The organism is Mesorhizobium sp. M0048 (assembly GCF_040323405.1).
GTDB lineage: Bacteria > Pseudomonadota > Alphaproteobacteria > Rhizobiales > Rhizobiaceae > Mesorhizobium.
Genome location: NZ_JAMYUV010000050.1, coordinates 26100 through 41934 on the forward strand (window position 1 = coordinate 26100; position 15835 = coordinate 41934).

The window sequence follows — 15835 nt, forward strand, 5'->3', positions numbered from 1 at the left end:
CTAGAGCCCGAACTGGTTCAAGGCCGATTGGATGGTCGGTCGGGAGGCTGTTAAGATGGATGACCTTCAGTATGGAATGCGCGACAAGCGCGGAAACTGGGTCCCGCACCGCCGCGCCGAGCCGGTGCCGATCTGGCATCGCCCGTTCAACGCCAAGAAGGTACTAGCCTGGATTCCCGAGTTTCTTTGGCCTTGGAACGCGTTCCACATGGCCACGGCAATCATCTGGGTCAACTTGCTCATCCCGAGCTGGGACAGCCTGGCAAGCTTTTCCCTGCTCAACTACCTTTGGCTTTACGGGCTGAACGCGGGGGGCATTTTTCTCTTCTACGGATTCTTTGAGCTGCGCTATTACATCCAGCGCAAGCAAGAGACGCGCTTCAAGTATAATCCGAAATTCCCCTCCGACGCGCCGTCCGACGTCTTCTGGTTTCAGAGCCAGAATATCGACAATTTCAGCCGGTCGTTTTTCATCACCATACCGCTGTGGACCGTGGTCGAAATCGTGATGCTATGGGCATACGCGAACAGCTGGGCCGTCTGGCTGCCGTGGACGACGCATTGGCTGTACCTGTCGTTCCTCGTCATCATCGCTCCGGCTGTGCACGAAGTGTATTTCTTCTTCCTGCACCGCGCGATCCACTGGCCGCCGCTCTACAAATGGGTGCACTCGGTTCACCACAACTCGATCAACCCCAGTCCGTGGTCGTCGCTGTCCATGCATCCGGTGGAAGGGTTCCTCTACCATGCCGAAGCCTGGCTGCACCTGCTGATCCCATCCAACCCTGTCTGCGCGTACTTCACACTGCATGGGGCCGGCTTCGGAGCGGTGAATGGCCATCTTGGGTTTGAGACCTTCGAACTCACGGACAAGATCAAGCTCGATAGCCATTCCTATGTCCACTACCTGCACCACAAGTATTTCGAGGTGAACTACGGCGGTGACGGTCTGGTTCCTCTCGATAAGCTTTTTGGCACTTGGCACGACGGTAGCAAAGAAGCTGACGAGGCTATGAAGGCGCGCTTCCGCAAAAAGAAAGAAAAGCTGCGCGCGCAGCAGGAAGCCCGCGGCGGCCCGGCCACTGGAATGCCGGCGGAATGACGATCAGACGCTGTCTCGACTAAGCCCGAGAGGAGCGGGTGCGGGGCAGCCAGGCTTTTGTTGAAACCCCGCGGGGCGGGTAAACCGGGAGGAAGACTATGAAGCTTTTCAAGATACTTGTGTCCACAGCAGTGCTGGCTGCGTACAGCACCAGCAGCACGCTCGCCGCCGACATCTTCGTTATCGGCGGCAAGCCGGACGATCCATTCTGGTCAATCGTCAAGCGTGGTGCCGAAGACGCCGGTAAGGTGGTCGAAGCTCAAGGTGGTAAAGTCACCTGGCTCGGGCCGCAGAACTACGACAATCTGGGTGTGGACGCGGCCGAACTGATCCGCCAAGCCATCGACCAGAAGGCCGACGCCATTGTCGGTCCGGACTGGGTGCCGGAAGCCATGGATCCGGCGTTCAAGGCGGTTGTGGACGCTGGCATTCCGCTTGTTATCTACAATGCCGGCGGTTTGCAGGCGGCTGATCGCCTCGGCGCTATGAACTATGTCGGCTCGGACGATTACAAAGGTGGCGTCGCCGGCGGCGAGTATCTCGCTAAGGCCGGCAACAAGAAAGGCGTCTGCATCAACACACTGCCGGGTGCGGCCAATATCGAGGCCTACTGTGGTGGCTTTAGGGAAGGGATGAAGAATGGCGGCGGCGAGGCCGATGTGTTGCCGTTGCCAGCTACCTCCTTCGGCTCGGCAACAGCAGTGGCGCAGGCGGTGAAGGCCTATCTGCTGCAGCATCAAGCCGTGACCGCGGTGTTCACCATCGGCAATGTCGACGCCAATTCGGCCATGAACGGTATTACCCAGGCCGGCAAGGCCGGGCAGGTTCAACTCTGCGGCATCAACTTTGACGAGACCATCCTGAACAACATCAAGGATGGAAAACAGGCCTGCGCGATCGACCAGCAGGGCTACTGGCAAGGCTACCTCGCCGTCTCAATCTTGAATGGCAAGGTAAACTACGGGCTGACTGTGCCGACGCGCGAGATCCTCACCGGTCCTGGGATCATCGACAAGAACACTGTCGAGCTGACCATTGCCGGCGTGAAGGCCGGCGCGCGATAGGTGTCCTTACGGCCGCCCGCCGTGTGAGGCGGGCGGCCAGTGCATTCTACTTCCATAGCGACCGCAATTTTTGGCGCTCGATAACTCGCGGATTACCCATGACGGCACATCCCGTGACATCCACCCCAACGCCGATGGCAAATCGCGGCCGTTCTGGACTGGCCCTGGGTCGTCTGGCGCGGCGGCCCGAGACGGGCTCGTTCCTGGGCATGGTCGCAGTCTTTCTGTTCTTCGCCATATTCGGAGGCAGTGGCTTTTTGTCAGCAGCCGGTACGGCCAGTTGGCTGAGCATCGCCTCCGAGATCGGCATCATCGCTCTGCCGATAGGGCTGCTGATGATCGCTGGTGAGCTGGACATCTCGGTCGGCGCCGTGATTCCCGCGGCCTCTCTAACGGCCGCGATCATATCCGGCTACTATGGCCTGCCTGATTGGCTCGGCATCACGGCCGCCCTTGGGCTCGGTCTTGCCATCGGCTTGATCAACGGCGTGTTCGTCACACGAACCACGATCCCGTCCTTGATAATTACAATAGGAACGATGTTCGGCACAATGGGCCTGACGCTGGGCCTTACGGTGATGATCGCCGGCAGCACCGGTGTCTCGCTGGTGCCCGACGAACTCACGAAGACGCTTCTCGGCCAATATCTCGGGGGCATGTTCCAAGTGACGATTCTCTGGTGGCTCGTCTACATCGCCGCCCTTCTGTGGCTCCTCCACATCTCGCCCGTGGGCAACTGGATCTATGCACTCGGGGGCGACAAGGAGAGCGCGCGCAACGCGGGCATCCCCACCAAGCGGCTTACCATCGGTCTATTCATGCTTTCGGGGTTTTCCGCCGCGTTCGTCGGAGTCAGCCAGGTGATGGTCTACCAGAGCGCTCAGGTTCTGGCTGGGCAGTCCTTCATCTTCAATTCGATCATGTGCGTGGTCATCGGGGGCGTTCTGCTTACCGGCGGATTTGGCTCGGTCGTAGGTATCGTGTTCGGCACGATCACCTTCTCTATCGTAAACCAGGGCATCTACTTCACGAGTATCGATCCCAACATGGGAAGCGTCATCATCGGCGCGCTTCTCCTGATCGCCGTACTCACCAACGACACCTTTCGGCAGCTGGCGCTCAGCTACTCATCGAAGAAGGTTTGAGGGACCGCCATGACTGAGGCAATCAAATCCTTGTTGCGCCGCCCGGAAGCAGGCTCGATCCTCAGCCTGATCGGGGTGGTGCTGTTCTTCGTATTTTTCGGTGGCGTGGACCTGGGTACACTCCTTGGGGCGGCGAGCTGGGTGAATTTCGCCGCCAATCTCGGCATTGTCGCCATTCCGGTCGGTCTGCTGATGATCTCGGGTGAACTCGACATCTCCATCGGCGCATTGATTCCCGCGGGCTCTATGACCACCGCCATCCTTAGCGGCTACTATGACCTGCCCATCGCGGTGGGCATGGCCGGCGCCCTGGCGGTCGGTGTGGCGGTCGGCCTTGTCAATGGTTTGCTGACGATCCGCACCTCGGTGCCTTCGTTGATCATTACGCTCGCCACCCTGGTTGCGATGCAGGGCTTGGTGCTCAGTGGGTCCGTGTTGCTAACTGGCAACGCTAGCGTTGCCGTCACCGCGCCCGAATGGGCCAAATTCCTGTTCGGACAGCTTATCGGTGGAAGCCACCAGGTCATCATCGTCTGGTGGGTAGTGTTCGCTGTCATCATTGGCTTCGTGCTGCACAAGACCCGCTTTGGCAACTGGCTGTTTGCAATGGGCGGCGATCGCGTCAGCGCCCGCAATGCAGGCATTCCGATAAACCGCATGACCATCGCACTGTTCGTGCTGTCCGCCGTCAGCGCCACATTCGTTGGCATGTGCCAGGCGATCCTGTTCAACTCGGCCCAGGTTTCCGGCGGAATGAACTTCATCTTCAACGCAATCGTGTCCGTGGTGGTCGGCGGCGTACTGCTCACGGGAGGGTTCGGCTCGGTCATCGGCATCTTCGTCGGCACCATCACGTTCGCCATTGTCAGCCAAGGCATCTACTTCACCCAGATCGACCGGAACTGGTCGAACCTGATCATCGGCGTGATGCTTTTGACGGCGGTGCTGATGAATCAGGCATTCCGGGAACTGGCTCTGTCTTACCGGCGAGGTTCGAAACAAAGCGTGCCGAGGGCACCCATACAGCACTAAGCGATGCGGCTGCAGTTGCGATCAGCGACTGCTTGGAAGAACGAAAGATGCGACAATTATGAGCGAAAAACCTGCCATTCTCGAACTGAAAAATGTCAACAAGTCTTTCGGCCCGATCGACGTGTTGCATAAGATCTCGCTGCAAATTCGCCGGGGTGAGGTCTTGTGTCTCCTCGGCGACAACGGCGCCGGAAAGTCCACTCTCATCAAGGTGTTGGCAGGCGTCCACAAGCCGACCAGCGGCGAGATCCTGATGGACGGAAAGGCGGTCAGCTTCGACCGTCCGAGCGCTGCGCAGGAGCGGGGCATTGCCACCGTGCACCAGTTCGGCGGAACGTTCCCCTTAATGAGCATCGGCCGCTCCTTCTTCGTTGGATTGGAGCCGACAAAGGGTTGGGGTCCGTTCAAGATCTACGACCGCAAGCGCGCCAACGAGATCGCGGTGAAAGCGGTGCGGGATTTCGGCATCACGCGTATCGACGACGGTGACCGGCTTGTTGGTGGCCTGTCAGGCGGGGAACGCCAGTCTTTGGCCATTGCCCGCGCCGTGCATTTCGGCGCTCGCGTTCTGATCCTCGATGAGCCGACGGCAGCGCTCGGCGTCAAGCAGGCAGCTCACGTGCTGCGCATCGTCAATGAAGCCAAGCGGCGCGGTCTCGCGGTCATCTTCATCACCCACCAGGTGATGCACGCGATGGCGGTGGGAGACCATTTCGCCGTCCTCATTCGCGGTGCGATCGCCGCCGATTTCCGGAAGCGCGAGAAAACCCGCGAGGAGATCACCGACCTGATGGCCGGCGGTGAAACCATGGCTGACCTCGAGGCGGAAATCGAGCATGAATTGCATGCATGATCACAATGAAAATGCGCCGCCTCTCGAGCTGGATGGGCGGGCGGCCCGATCGTTTTCCTCGGGAAACCTCTGCCTTCGACCGGCCCTGATGACCCTTGGCGCCACCAGCCTCTTCACGTCGAACAAAGCAGAAGAAATATGACAATACGGATCGCAGTGATCGGTGCCGGTGTGATGGGCGCCGACCACGCCAGGATAGTGGCGGAAGACCTTCCCGGAGCAAGCCTTCAGCTGGTGTGCGACATGGATGAGGCGCGTGCCCGCACTGTTGCCGACACCTTTGGTGCGCCCGACATCTCCACCGATCCAGAAGATGTTGCCGCGCGGAAGGACGTGGACGCAATCATCGTGGCGAGTCCCGATACCACGCATGCGCCGCTGTCGAAGGCCTGTATTGCCGCCGGCAAGCGTGTGTTGTGCGAAAAGCCCCTCTCACAAGCGTCCGCTGACTGTATCGCGGTGATGGAGGCCGAACAGAAGTCGGGCGCGAAATTCGTCCAGCTTGGTTTCATGCGGCGCTACGATCGCTCCTACGAAGAGATGAAGCGAGCGCTTACAGACGGCCGCCTTGGCCGGCCCCTGATGATGCACAATTTTCACCGCAATGTCGAAACGCCGGCGGCAGATTTCACCGGCGCAATGGCTATCACCAATTCGGCCCCACACGAGTTCGATGTCGTGCGCTATGTGCTCTCGACGGAATATGCGTCGATTTCGGCCTTCCAGCCGAAGCGCTCAGATGCCCGGGTCGCGCCTGTCTTCATGGTGCTGGAGACGGTCGATGGCCAACTCGTCAACATCGAGATCAACAACAATGCCGCCTATGGTTACGATGTCCGTGCCGAGCTGATCGGCGAGCGGGGCACCGTTGCGATGAACAACGTCGCCTACACTCGCATCGATTCTGCGCTTGCACAGAGCACGAGCTACGACGCCGACTGGCGGACCCGCTATGCCGATGCGTACCGTCGGCAGAACCGCGACTTCCTACGCTTCGCCATGACTGGTGAGTTCCCGGCAACCGCTGCGAATTGCTGGGACGGTTATTGCGCCGCCGTCGTTGCCGAGGCGGGCGTGAAGGCGTTGCACGAGGGCCGCCGCGTACCCGTCCAAATGATCGCAAAGCCGGAGTTTTACGCGTGAAGCTGGGTTTCGTTTCAGACAGCCTCGGCAACCTGCCCTTCGAAACGATGCTGGATCATGCGAAGCGCATGGGTGTCTCCGGCGTCGAGGTGAACACCTGTGGCTGGTCCACCGCGCCGCATTTTCGGCTTTCGTCCATGCTGGGCAACAGGGAAGGCCAGAAGCGCTTCGTTGGCGCGTTCGAGGCGCGCGGGCTAGAAATCATCAGCCTCAACGCAAACGGCAATCCGCTGCACCCGACCGACCCGGCCCAGGGCGAAGGGCTGAAAACCACTATTCGCGTCGCAGGCGAAATGGGCATCCGGACGGTCTGCACCATGAGCGGCCTCCCGGCCGGCAACGCTGCAGATATCATGCCCAACTGGGTCATCTCGTCTTGGCCGCCGGAAACACAGGCCATTTTGAAATACCAGTGGGAAGAGAAGCTGATTCCCTTCTGGACCGAGATCGTGGCGTTGGCTGAAGAGAACGGCGTGGAGCGCATCGCGCTTGAACTCCACGGCAACCAGTGTGTCTTCAACGTGCCCTCGCTTCTGAAGTTGCGACAGGCGGTCGGACCCGTCGTGGGGGCGAATCTGGACCCTTCGCATCTGTTCTGGATGGGTGCCGACCCGCTGGCGGCGGCTCAATCGTTGGGCGAGGCGGTTTATCACGTTCATGCCAAGGACACGATGCTCAACGCACCAGTGCAGGCGACGACATCTCTGCTCGAGAATGGCAGCCTGATGAATCTTCCAGCCCGGTCATGGAGCTACATCACGCTTGGCTTCGGCCATGGCGAGGAGTGGTGGCGGCAATTCTGCTATCGCCTCAAGATGGCCGGCTATGACGGCTGGCTTTCCATCGAGCATGAGGACGTGCTCCTGAACTCTCTGGAGGGACTCGAAAAGTCCGTAGCGCTACTGCAGGGGGTCATGCCGTCCGCCCCCGCCGACTACAAACCGCAAGCCATCTGAAGGAAGGTTCCATGCCTTGGATCGACGCCTGTGCCGCCGCCGACATCGAAGCCGAGGAAGCCAAGCGCTTCGATCATGGCGGTCGCACCTTTGCGATCTTTCGAAATGATGCGGACGAATATTTCTGCACCGACGGGCTTTGCACGCACGAGAGTATTCACCTCGCTGACGGTCTCGTAATGGGGAATACAGTGGAGTGTCCTAAACACGCATCCGTTTTCGACTTCACGACTGGGGACGTAGAGACCCCGCCCGCTTGCGAGAATCTCAAGACGTACAAGACGAAGGTCGAAAATGGCCGCGTCATGATCGAGATCTGAGCCATATGGACCAGCCGTTCCAGCTTGCAGCCTGCGCCGAGATGCTCTGGCGCGACCGCCCGATTACTTGGCGCGCCGAAATGAATTGGCCATTCATCGCCAAGGCGCTGTTTGACTGCCTGATCCCCTGCGGAGGCTGATTATGGGCATGTATCACAACCGTCCTCATGTCGAGGACATCCGCAAGATGAAGAAGAGCGGACAGAAAATCTCCATGCTCTTCGTCAGCACCCCGGATGAGGCGGCTGCCGCAGCCGCTGCCGGCATCCATATGCTCTCCATCGAAGGTCGATATTTCGATCCGGAAATGCGCCAAGCAGCCGGCGATTGTTTCGTACAAGTCGGTTTGCCATATGGCAGCTATGGGAGTTTCGCGGGCCGCCCGCTCGCAACAGCGGAGGACTATCTGCGTGCAGCGTTCCACTTTGCCGGCACAGGCGGCGACGCCTTTTATTGTGCGGCGTCATACGACATCCAGAAGACGTTATGCGACAACTACATTCCTGTCGTTGGCCATATCGGCCTAGTGCCGTCTTATATCACCTGGACGGGTTGGCGCGCAGTCGGCAAGACCGCGGACGAAGCAGTGCGCATTTGGCGACACACCCAAAAGCTGGAGCAAATAGGAGTCTTCGGCGCGGAGCTGGAAGTCGTCCCAGATCGCGTCGCGAAATTCCTCACCGAAAACTCCTCGCTTGTCATGCTAGGCATGGGCGCTGGCAAATATGCCGATGCGCAGTACCTCTTCACAGAAGACGTTTGCGGTTACGGCAAGAACCATAAGCCGCGACACGGAAAAGTTTATCGAAACCTTGGCCCTGAGCTGGAGAAGATTCAGGACGAGCGCGTCGCTGCCTTCAAGGACTACAAGGCAGACGTCGATTCAGGCAGATATCCCGGTTACGAGCACACGGTTCCGATTGTGGATGCCGAGTTCGATATCTTCATGAAGATAGTTAAAGGTTGAGAACTATGTCTGTGGGCTCATCTTATCCCTCACGGACATGCGGTCGACAGCGCGTATCAGTTGACAACCGCCGAGCGCCATCGCTTGACGAGCTCAAAGCGCTGATTGCCAAAAGGGAACTGACACTTCCGGAGAAGTCGGAGGCTGTCGCCCGGGTGATATTTGCGGAGCCGGATTACGTGGCTTTCGAAAATGCCACCGCAATCGCGCGCCGATGCCATGTATCACCCGCGACCGTGTCCCGACTTGCATCGCGTCTCGGGTTTGGGTCGTTTGTGGAAATGCAGAGCTGCTTCCGAAATCATATACTGCTTCGATTCAAACTTCAGGAAGAATACGTGAAGGCGAACTGCTGAGGATCATGTGCACGGACTTTTGACCCCCGACGGCCGAGTGCTCTTTCCAAACTTGACGGCGATCGTAATTCCCGAGGCGGCTGTTGGGAGCTTTTTCGCTTACGCGCACCTTGCGCAGTTCCGGCCCCTGCTGAAGCCTGTCCAGAATGGCGACCTGGTGGGTGAGCGATTGAGGGCGGTCGCCCTGCCGGGTCATGCTCCCGGTCATACCGGCTACGCGTTCGACACGGACGAGGACCGTTTCCTATTCTTCGGGGACGTCGTTCATGTGCCGGCCTTGCAGTTCGGCAATCCCGCGTTCAGTTGGGGCTATGACGACGATCAGCCGACGGCGCGCGCAACCCGCCTAAATGTTTTCAGTGACGCGGCCAAGGCGGGGACGTGGATCGCCGGCGCGCACCTTGGCTGGCCGGGCATCGGTCGCGTGGTGCGTAAGGGCGAAGCATACGGCTATGAGCCGGCAGGAGGACGAGTGACCGGATAGGCGGCCCGGTACTGATTGGTACCGCTCTCTTCGCCCAAGGCAAGGATCTCGACGAGCAGCGCGCCTCACTCCGCCGTCCTCAACGGCGGCGGCACATCGTCCGGCCCACAAAATATCTGATTCTTGATCCACTGGCGGCCGATCGACGCCTGAGGCTTACCGGATCGGCGTCTCGCCGCGAAACAGCGGCTGGTGCGCCCGCATCAAGGCGGCAATCCGGTCGGCGACTTTTCGTACCGGCGGGGAGTGACGTTCCTCGTGATGGGTGACGATCCATTGGTCGGTTTCGAGCTCGGGGATAGGCTGAGCGACGCGAACCAGCCGCGGATCGCTGTCACCGACGAAGCACGGAAAGACCGAAAGGCCGGCGCCGGCGGCCACCAGTTCACGCACCGCATGGGTGTTGTTGCCGCGTACGGCGATGCGGTCGCCGTGATGGGCTTGCAGCCAGCGCGCCGATGCAACGTTTGCGCCTTCGCCGGTGACGCCGACGAACAATCCAGCGGCGATGCCGTTGATCAGGTGACGTCCGGAATAAATGGCGTGAGCGACTTTGCCGCTCTGACGGCCGGCCAGCCACTGCTCGGTCGGACGCTCGCTGCGGATGCCGATGTCGGCGGCACGGCGGCCGATGTCGACCCGCTCGGTCGTGGTGACAAGCTCCACCCTTATGCCGTCGTCGACCGTCCAGATCTCGCCGATATGGGCGGAAATGAAAGCCGAGGTCCATGGCCCGGCCGAGACGCGGACAATGCGGTCGGGCAGGTTTCCCTCGCGCCAGCGGGTCAGCGACTGCATTGCTGCCTCGACGTCTTCGGCGCGCCGCAGCAGTTCTTCGCCGACCGGGGTCAGCCGGTAGCCGGTCTGCTGGCGCACGAACAGAGGTTCGCCGATCTGCTTTTCCAGCGCGGTGACGCGTCGTCCAAGGGTGGCTGCGCTGAGGCGCGTGGTTCCCGTCGCTGCGCTCAAGCCACCCAGCCGCGCAACGTCGAGAAACAACCTCAGATCGTCCCAGCCGATATCCATTTTGCAGAAATGAAAAACTCCTTGCGACCGTGGCTGTAGCGCGAAGGGGCATCATGCGCAAGTATGCAGGCGTTGGACGCGTTGGACATTCTTGCTTGGCGGGACAGTGACAAGCGCCTCGGCTGGCTAAGAAGCCAGCGCAATCTTTTCGATCGCGCATGCGCTTCGCGCCGATGCTTTGCGCTTTCGACCAACCCAAGCGCGCGGGCATTCTGCACGCCAAAGGAGACGATCATGTTGGATGAACTTCGACACCGTTTCGCCCGCTGGCTTGCCTATCGCCAGACGCTTGCGAGCTTGAGGCGGGCCCCAGACAGCACACTTGCGGATGCTGGCATTTCTCGCGAAGAGATCCGCGAGCATGCCCGCCACGCCAGCGTGCGTCGTTGAGGAACCGGGCATGCAGATGATTGAGCTTTGGGATGGCCGCTCGGTACCGGGCATTGGCATCGGCACCTGGGCGGCGGGTGGCCCCGCGCGTTGGCGTGACACGGCGACAACCTATGGCGAGGTCGATGACATCAGGTCGCAAGCCGCGCTGGCGATGGCCTATGAGATCGGCGCGCGGGTGTTCGACACGGCGGCCGCCTATGGCGCCGGCAATGCCGAACTGATCCTCGGGCGAGCGTTGAAGGGTAAGGACGAAGCCGTCATCGTCACCAAGGTCGGCTATTTCGGCGATCCCGAAACGCGCAAGATTGCTCCCGAGGATGCCTCTGCCGCAGCGATCCGGACATCGATCGACAATTCGCGGCAGCGCCTGCAGCGCGATTGTATCGACGTCGCGCTGCTACATATCAACGAGTATCCGATCGAGCGCGCCGGCGAGGTGTTCGATACGCTCGGCCTGTTGCGCCAGGAGGGCAAGATCGGCGGCTTCGGCTGGAGCACCGATCACCGCGAACGGCTTGCCGCCTACGCGCCGCGCGAGGGCTTCGTCGCCGTAGAGAACGACTTCAATGTGTTTACCCCGGCGAACGGGCTGATGGCCGTTGCGGCGCGCGAGAACCTCGTCTCGTTCAGCCGGCTGCCGCTGGCAATGGGGTTGCTCACCGGCAAATACACGCCGGCCATGCGGCTGCCCACCAACGATGTGCGCGGCGGCAATGCCGAATGGATGGTATTTTTCAGGGATGGCGCCGCCAACCCGCACTATCTGTCAAGGCTCTCGGCAATCCGCGACCTGCTCACGTCGGGCGGACGCACGCTTGCGCAGGGCGCGCTCGGCTGGATCCTCGCCAAGTCGGCAATCGCGCTGCCGGTTCCCGGCTTCACGCGGCCCGAGCAGGTCGAGGACAATCTCGGTGCGCTGGAAAAAGGGCCGCTGCCGGCAGCGGTGATGGCCGAGATCGACGCCGTGCTGAAAATTGCCGAGACTGCTTAGGGTGTGGCGAATCCGAAATTCGCATTGGCGATAACGCGACCAACTTCGATCTCTCTGCTGTCTGCCGATATCGCATTTTTCTTAGTCAAGCTTCCGTGGCGCGATTGAAGGAGCGGCGGACACGCTCGAGTTGAAGGTCCGCCGCTCCGGTTTTCAGATCAAAGAGTGATGCTGCAACGGGAGATGGGTGGCGAGCTGCGCTTGAGCTGAGCCGCCGACCGCGTCGCTGTCGAGAGAGAGCGACCCGGTTGAGCTGTCAAAGATGATGTGGTGGGAACCATCATCCGTGGCCGTACCAGCAGGAGACGCATGCAATGAAAGCCCGCTCGACTTAAGCTCGGTAAGAGCGGCTTGATCGAGGTGGAGCTTGTCCTGAAGCTTGCTGAAGTCGAAGGCATCGTTGCCTCCGTGACCCGACATGATCTCGGCGGCGGCGCCGTTCTTTGCCTGGGCCCCGACATTTTCACCGCTCTGGACGGTCTGGGCGAACCCATGGCCGGTCAGGTTGGTTGCGGTTCTGTCGGAGTGATTGTTGGGGGCGAGAAACTCCGAGCCGGCAGAAAGAGCATGGCTCAACACAGCCAGCACCCGGTCAACGCCGCTGCCCAAATCCTCCATCTTGTTGCCGCCAGTGTCGACATGGGAGGTGTCGTTGCCGCTATGGCCCGCCATTTTGTCGGTGCTTGCACTTGCATGGGAGGCATCACTGGTGGCTTTTCCGTGACTGGCCGTGCGGTGGGAAGTCGCAGCTCCAGCAGAATTACTATCGCTAGTGCTGGCGTCGGAAGGGGCGATGGCGGTAGCAGTCGCAGTAGAAGTGCCATGGCTGGTCTTGGAGTCGGAGGCGGCCACAGTAGAGCTATTATCGGCAGCGGTGGCAGTGGAAGGCACAGTTGCAGTGGAACTGCTATCGCCCGTCGCGGCTTCGGAAGAGGCCGCGGCAGTCGAACTGGTATTGCCGGCGTCGTCGGAAGCGGCAGTTACGGTCGAACTGCCATCGCCGGTGGCGTCATGGGAAGGGGCAGTCGCAGTCGAACTGCTATCGCTGGCGGTGGCGTCGGAAGGGGCCGTGGCAGTCGAACTGATATCGCCGGTGGCGGCGTCGGAAGCGGCAGTTACAGTCGAACTGCTATCGCCGGTGGCGTCATGGGAAGAGGCAGTCGCAGTCGAACTGCTATCACTGGCGGTGGCGTCATGGGAAGGGGCAGTCGCAGTCGAAGTGTTGTCGCCGGTGGCGTCATGGGATGGGGCAGTCACAGTCGAACTGCTATCGCTGGCGGCGGCATCGGAAGGGGGTGTCGCGGCAGCGCTGCCGTCGCTGGTGTCGGAAGGTTCGGCCCCGGTGGTAGCGAGGTTGTGCTCCCGGAAAACGGCTTGCAATTCGGAGGAGCTTTCAAGCGCGGTGTCGCCGTTCTGCGTTCCCCATTTGTAGGTGTAGTCGAAGCCGGGCGTCGGAACCAATGCGGCCCAATGATCGATCATGGTTTGCATCTGTTCGGGGGTGGGCATGACATGTCTTCCGCCATCGGAAGTCTCCCAGTTACCGCCGCCAAAGGCCTGATATACCGGAACGATGTTGTTAGCCGGGATGCCCGACTTCACCGCTGCAGCCACGGCTCGATCGATCATGTCGTAATCGACCGTGTCCGTTCCCGTGCGCACCGGATAGGGGTCTATTCCGAAATAGTCGATATGCGTGTTGGCCGGATTGTAGGTGTTCGTAAAATCCGGATTGGTCGGGGACCCCATGTTCATCATGGTGATGAAGGTCTTGGCGCCTGGAAAATGCTCATGGATCCAGTCGGATTCCGCCTTCAGGTTCTCAGCGGTTGCGTAGGTGCCCCACCTGCCGGTGGGATCGGGCTCGTCAACAAGATAGAACCCAAACACATTCGGATTGCCGAGGAAGGGGGTCATTTTCTCGATGAAGGATGAGGTTACGCCCTCGTGCTCATTCAGGTAAACCAAACCCTTCATGCCATCCGGCAATGCGTTGACCTGGCTAACATATTGAACGTCGGCCAGATTGAAGCCAGCGTTTGCGATTTCGGTGGCGGAACCACCCGAGGTGTAGTGCAGAGTTGCCATCCAGTAATCCTTTTTCTCGTTCGATAGCGCCCGAGGCCTACCTACTAGAGGGTGTATATTAGCGCCAAATCACATAAAGACACCCGTTGATAAAATCATTGAGCGTTTGTTGGAATGCTGCATGCATTGTGGCTTATTTTGATAAAAACGGGTTGTACACAAGAAACTTATCGCTTTTCTTAGGTCACAATTCCGGCGGAATCGCGACTTTATTTTGAAATAGCTGTAGCTTCGCAACTTATGACGTTTAAATTACGGGAAATTACATTCTTGTTTGCTTTTGATTTGTCAATTTACCTTACGAGATGAAAATCAGACAGACGTTAACCACAAGAGCCAAACTGCTCCGTGGTCTCCCGTGGTCTCACTGCCGCAAGCAATTAGTTGTGGACAATTCGTAGGGATCTGCGCGCTCAGCGGGCGGCAGATCTCCGTGATCGAGATCAAGTCAATGTAGGAAGCCGCTCAAGGTGAGAATAGGGGCGGTTCCCAGCTGGAGCGCCTGCCGCACTCGCCCATGAGGAAGACTTAAGCGACATTAAAGCGGTTCGGCCCACGTTTACAAGCGAGCGACAACTGCGGAATGACTGCCGGGTTCGCGGTGCCTGGTTCCTGCTCTCGCGCTCAAGTAATTGGCAGTCCCGATTTATAGATCGTGATCTGCGAAGGGGCGGTTTGTGAAGCCATAGCCGCTATTGCGCAGCGGATCTGATAGCGGCCCAGGGATCTGATAGTCGATACCGGGCTCAGATGGGATCTGACCGTTCGTTGCCGACAAGAATCGAATAAGAGTAAAGAGACGAGAACCGGATTGGTCGCGAAGCCGTTTGCTTCGTCGTCGTGCACCGTGCGATGAGCCTCTATTTCACTGAGATGCACTAAGTCCGTTCAAGACACGGAAGCGGGCCGCGAACCGCGCCGAGTAAACTCGGTGGCGGGCATCACCCGCTTTGGAAAAATCCGGTGCTGAACAAAGACGGAGCGGCGGACCGGCTCGAGCAGAGGGTCCGCCGTTCCGGGTCGTTCAGATCACAAGGAACGAACCTGCTGCAAGCGACAGACCTGGAGAGAGCGTGGCGAACTGTATTTGAGCTGCGCCACCGATCCCGTCGCTGTCGAAAGAGAGTGCTCCTGTTGAGTTGTTGTAGATGATATGGTCGGAGCTATCATGCGCGGCCGTGCCAGCAAAGAAAGCATCGGATGAAAGGCCTCCCAGCTTAAGCCCGGCAAAAACCGCGTCGTCGAGCTGGATCTTGTCCTGGAGCTTGTTGAAGTCGGTGATCCTGTCGATATTGCCGGCCCCAAGAGCGCTGTTGAACACGAAGGCATCATTGCCTCCGTTACCGGTCAAGATGTCGGCACCGCCGCCACCATTGATGATGTTCGCGCCGGTGTTGCCTTGGATGGTCTGACTGAACTCGTTGCCGCTGAGGTTCATTGCCGTCGTGTCGGATGGATACCTTGCGGCGAGAAGCTCGATCTGGGTGCCCGCCGAAAGCGCATGGCTCACTGACGTGATCACCCGGTCGGAGCCGCCGCCCACCGCCTCGATGACCTTGTCACCGGCATTGTCGACATAGTAGGTGTCATTGCCACCATAGCCGGTCATCGTGTCGGCGCCGCCGAGGCCGTTGATGAAATTGGCGCCGGCATTGCCCTGAATGGTCTGAGCAAAGCCGTTGCCTGTGAGATTGATTGCCGTCGTGCCGGACGGATTACTGGTGGCAAGAAGCTCGATCTCCGAGCCGGCCGCAAGCGCATGGCTGACCGAGGCGAGTACTTTATCGGTACCGCCGCCCGCAGCCTCAATCTCCTTGTCACCGGCATTGTCGACATAGTAGGTGTCATTGCCACCATAGCCGGTCATCGTGTCGGCGCCGCCGAGGCCGTTGATGAAATTGGCGCCGGCATTGCC

General features: G+C 59.7%; 14 protein-coding genes and 2 pseudogenes. 13 read left to right on the top strand and 3 right to left on the bottom strand.

All coding sequences use genetic code 11. The features are described 5' to 3' along the window. Nucleotides 1-55: 55 nt before the first annotated feature. The 11 genes and pseudogenes from NKJ84_RS27440 to NKJ84_RS27485 all read left to right on the top strand — a co-directional run bounded on the left by NKJ84_RS27440 (nt 56) and on the right by NKJ84_RS27485 (nt 9422). On the top strand, nt 56-1102 hold the full coding sequence (locus NKJ84_RS27440) for a sterol desaturase family protein (RefSeq protein ID WP_352509022.1): 1047 nt from the start codon (nt 56-58) through the stop codon (nt 1100-1102). A gap of 98 nt (nt 1103-1200) precedes the next feature. Next, the gene (locus NKJ84_RS27445; RefSeq protein ID WP_352509023.1) at nt 1201-2166 is read left to right on the top strand and encodes a sugar ABC transporter substrate-binding protein; all 966 of its coding nucleotides are present in this window, start codon (nt 1201-1203) and stop codon (nt 2164-2166) included. A gap of 134 nt (nt 2167-2300) precedes the next feature. Then, nucleotides 2301-3311 carry an ABC transporter permease gene (locus NKJ84_RS27450; protein WP_352479442.1) on the top strand — a complete coding sequence of 337 codons (1011 nt, stop codon included), beginning with the start codon at nt 2301-2303 and terminating at the stop codon, nt 3309-3311. 9 nt (nt 3312-3320) lie between these two features. Then, the gene (locus NKJ84_RS27455; RefSeq protein WP_352509024.1) at nt 3321-4343 is read left to right on the top strand and encodes an ABC transporter permease; all 1023 of its coding nucleotides are present in this window, start codon (nt 3321-3323) and stop codon (nt 4341-4343) included. A gap of 58 nt (nt 4344-4401) precedes the next feature. Further along, nucleotides 4402-5196 carry an ATP-binding cassette domain-containing protein gene (locus NKJ84_RS27460; protein WP_352509025.1) on the top strand — a complete coding sequence of 265 codons (795 nt, stop codon included), beginning with the start codon at nt 4402-4404 and terminating at the stop codon, nt 5194-5196. Nucleotides 5197-5334: 138 nt separating this feature from the next. After that, nucleotides 5335-6339 (top strand): Gfo/Idh/MocA family oxidoreductase, encoded by a 1005-nt coding sequence (locus tag NKJ84_RS27465; protein ID WP_352509026.1) that lies wholly within the window; start codon nt 5335-5337, stop codon nt 6337-6339. Further along, on the top strand, nt 6336-7295 hold the full coding sequence (locus NKJ84_RS27470) for a sugar phosphate isomerase/epimerase family protein (RefSeq protein WP_352509027.1): 960 nt from the start codon (nt 6336-6338) through the stop codon (nt 7293-7295). Before NKJ84_RS27465 ends, NKJ84_RS27470 begins: the two co-directional genes overlap by 4 nt. 11 nt (nt 7296-7306) lie before the next feature. Continuing rightward, nucleotides 7307-7615, top strand: coding sequence for a MocE family 2Fe-2S type ferredoxin (locus NKJ84_RS27475; protein WP_352509028.1), 309 nt, complete (start codon nt 7307-7309; stop codon nt 7613-7615). Between the two features lie 5 nt (nt 7616-7620). Then, a pseudogene (locus NKJ84_RS33325) lies at nt 7621-7707 on the top strand (hydroxypyruvate isomerase); the annotation flags it as partial. A 50-nt stretch (nt 7708-7757) separates the two neighbouring features. Further along, the gene (locus NKJ84_RS27480; protein ID WP_352479337.1) at nt 7758-8582 is read left to right on the top strand and encodes a 3-methyl-2-oxobutanoate hydroxymethyltransferase; all 825 of its coding nucleotides are present in this window, start codon (nt 7758-7760) and stop codon (nt 8580-8582) included. Nucleotides 8583-8975: 393 nt separating this feature from the next. Continuing rightward, nucleotides 8976-9422 carry an MBL fold metallo-hydrolase gene (locus tag NKJ84_RS27485; RefSeq protein WP_352509029.1) on the top strand — a complete coding sequence of 149 codons (447 nt, stop codon included), beginning with the start codon at nt 8976-8978 and terminating at the stop codon, nt 9420-9422. Between the two features lie 156 nt (nt 9423-9578). Here the strand turns inward: NKJ84_RS27485 and NKJ84_RS27490 are convergent, their stop codons facing one another. After that, entirely contained in the window at nt 9579-10448 is an 870-nt protein-coding gene (locus NKJ84_RS27490; RefSeq protein WP_352509030.1) for a LysR family transcriptional regulator, read from the bottom strand. An 81-nt stretch (nt 10449-10529) separates the two neighbouring features. Between NKJ84_RS27490 and NKJ84_RS27495 the strand changes: the two genes are divergently transcribed. Both NKJ84_RS27495 and NKJ84_RS27500 read left to right on the top strand, forming a co-directional pair. Next, complete coding sequence (locus tag NKJ84_RS27495; protein ID WP_352509031.1) at nt 10530-10838, top strand: DUF1127 domain-containing protein; 309 nt, start codon at nt 10530-10532, stop codon at nt 10836-10838. Between the two features lie 10 nt (nt 10839-10848). Then, the gene (locus NKJ84_RS27500; protein ID WP_352509032.1) at nt 10849-11832 is read left to right on the top strand and encodes an aldo/keto reductase; all 984 of its coding nucleotides are present in this window, start codon (nt 10849-10851) and stop codon (nt 11830-11832) included. 153 nt (nt 11833-11985) lie between these two features. On the opposite strand, the gene NKJ84_RS27505 is transcribed toward NKJ84_RS27500, so the two are convergent. Further along, complete coding sequence (locus NKJ84_RS27505) at nt 11986-13920, bottom strand: calcium-binding protein (RefSeq protein ID WP_352509033.1); 1935 nt, start codon at nt 13918-13920, stop codon at nt 11986-11988. A gap of 1024 nt (nt 13921-14944) precedes the next feature. Further along, nucleotides 14945-15835 (bottom strand): annotated as a pseudogene (locus NKJ84_RS27510) (calcium-binding protein); the annotation flags it as partial.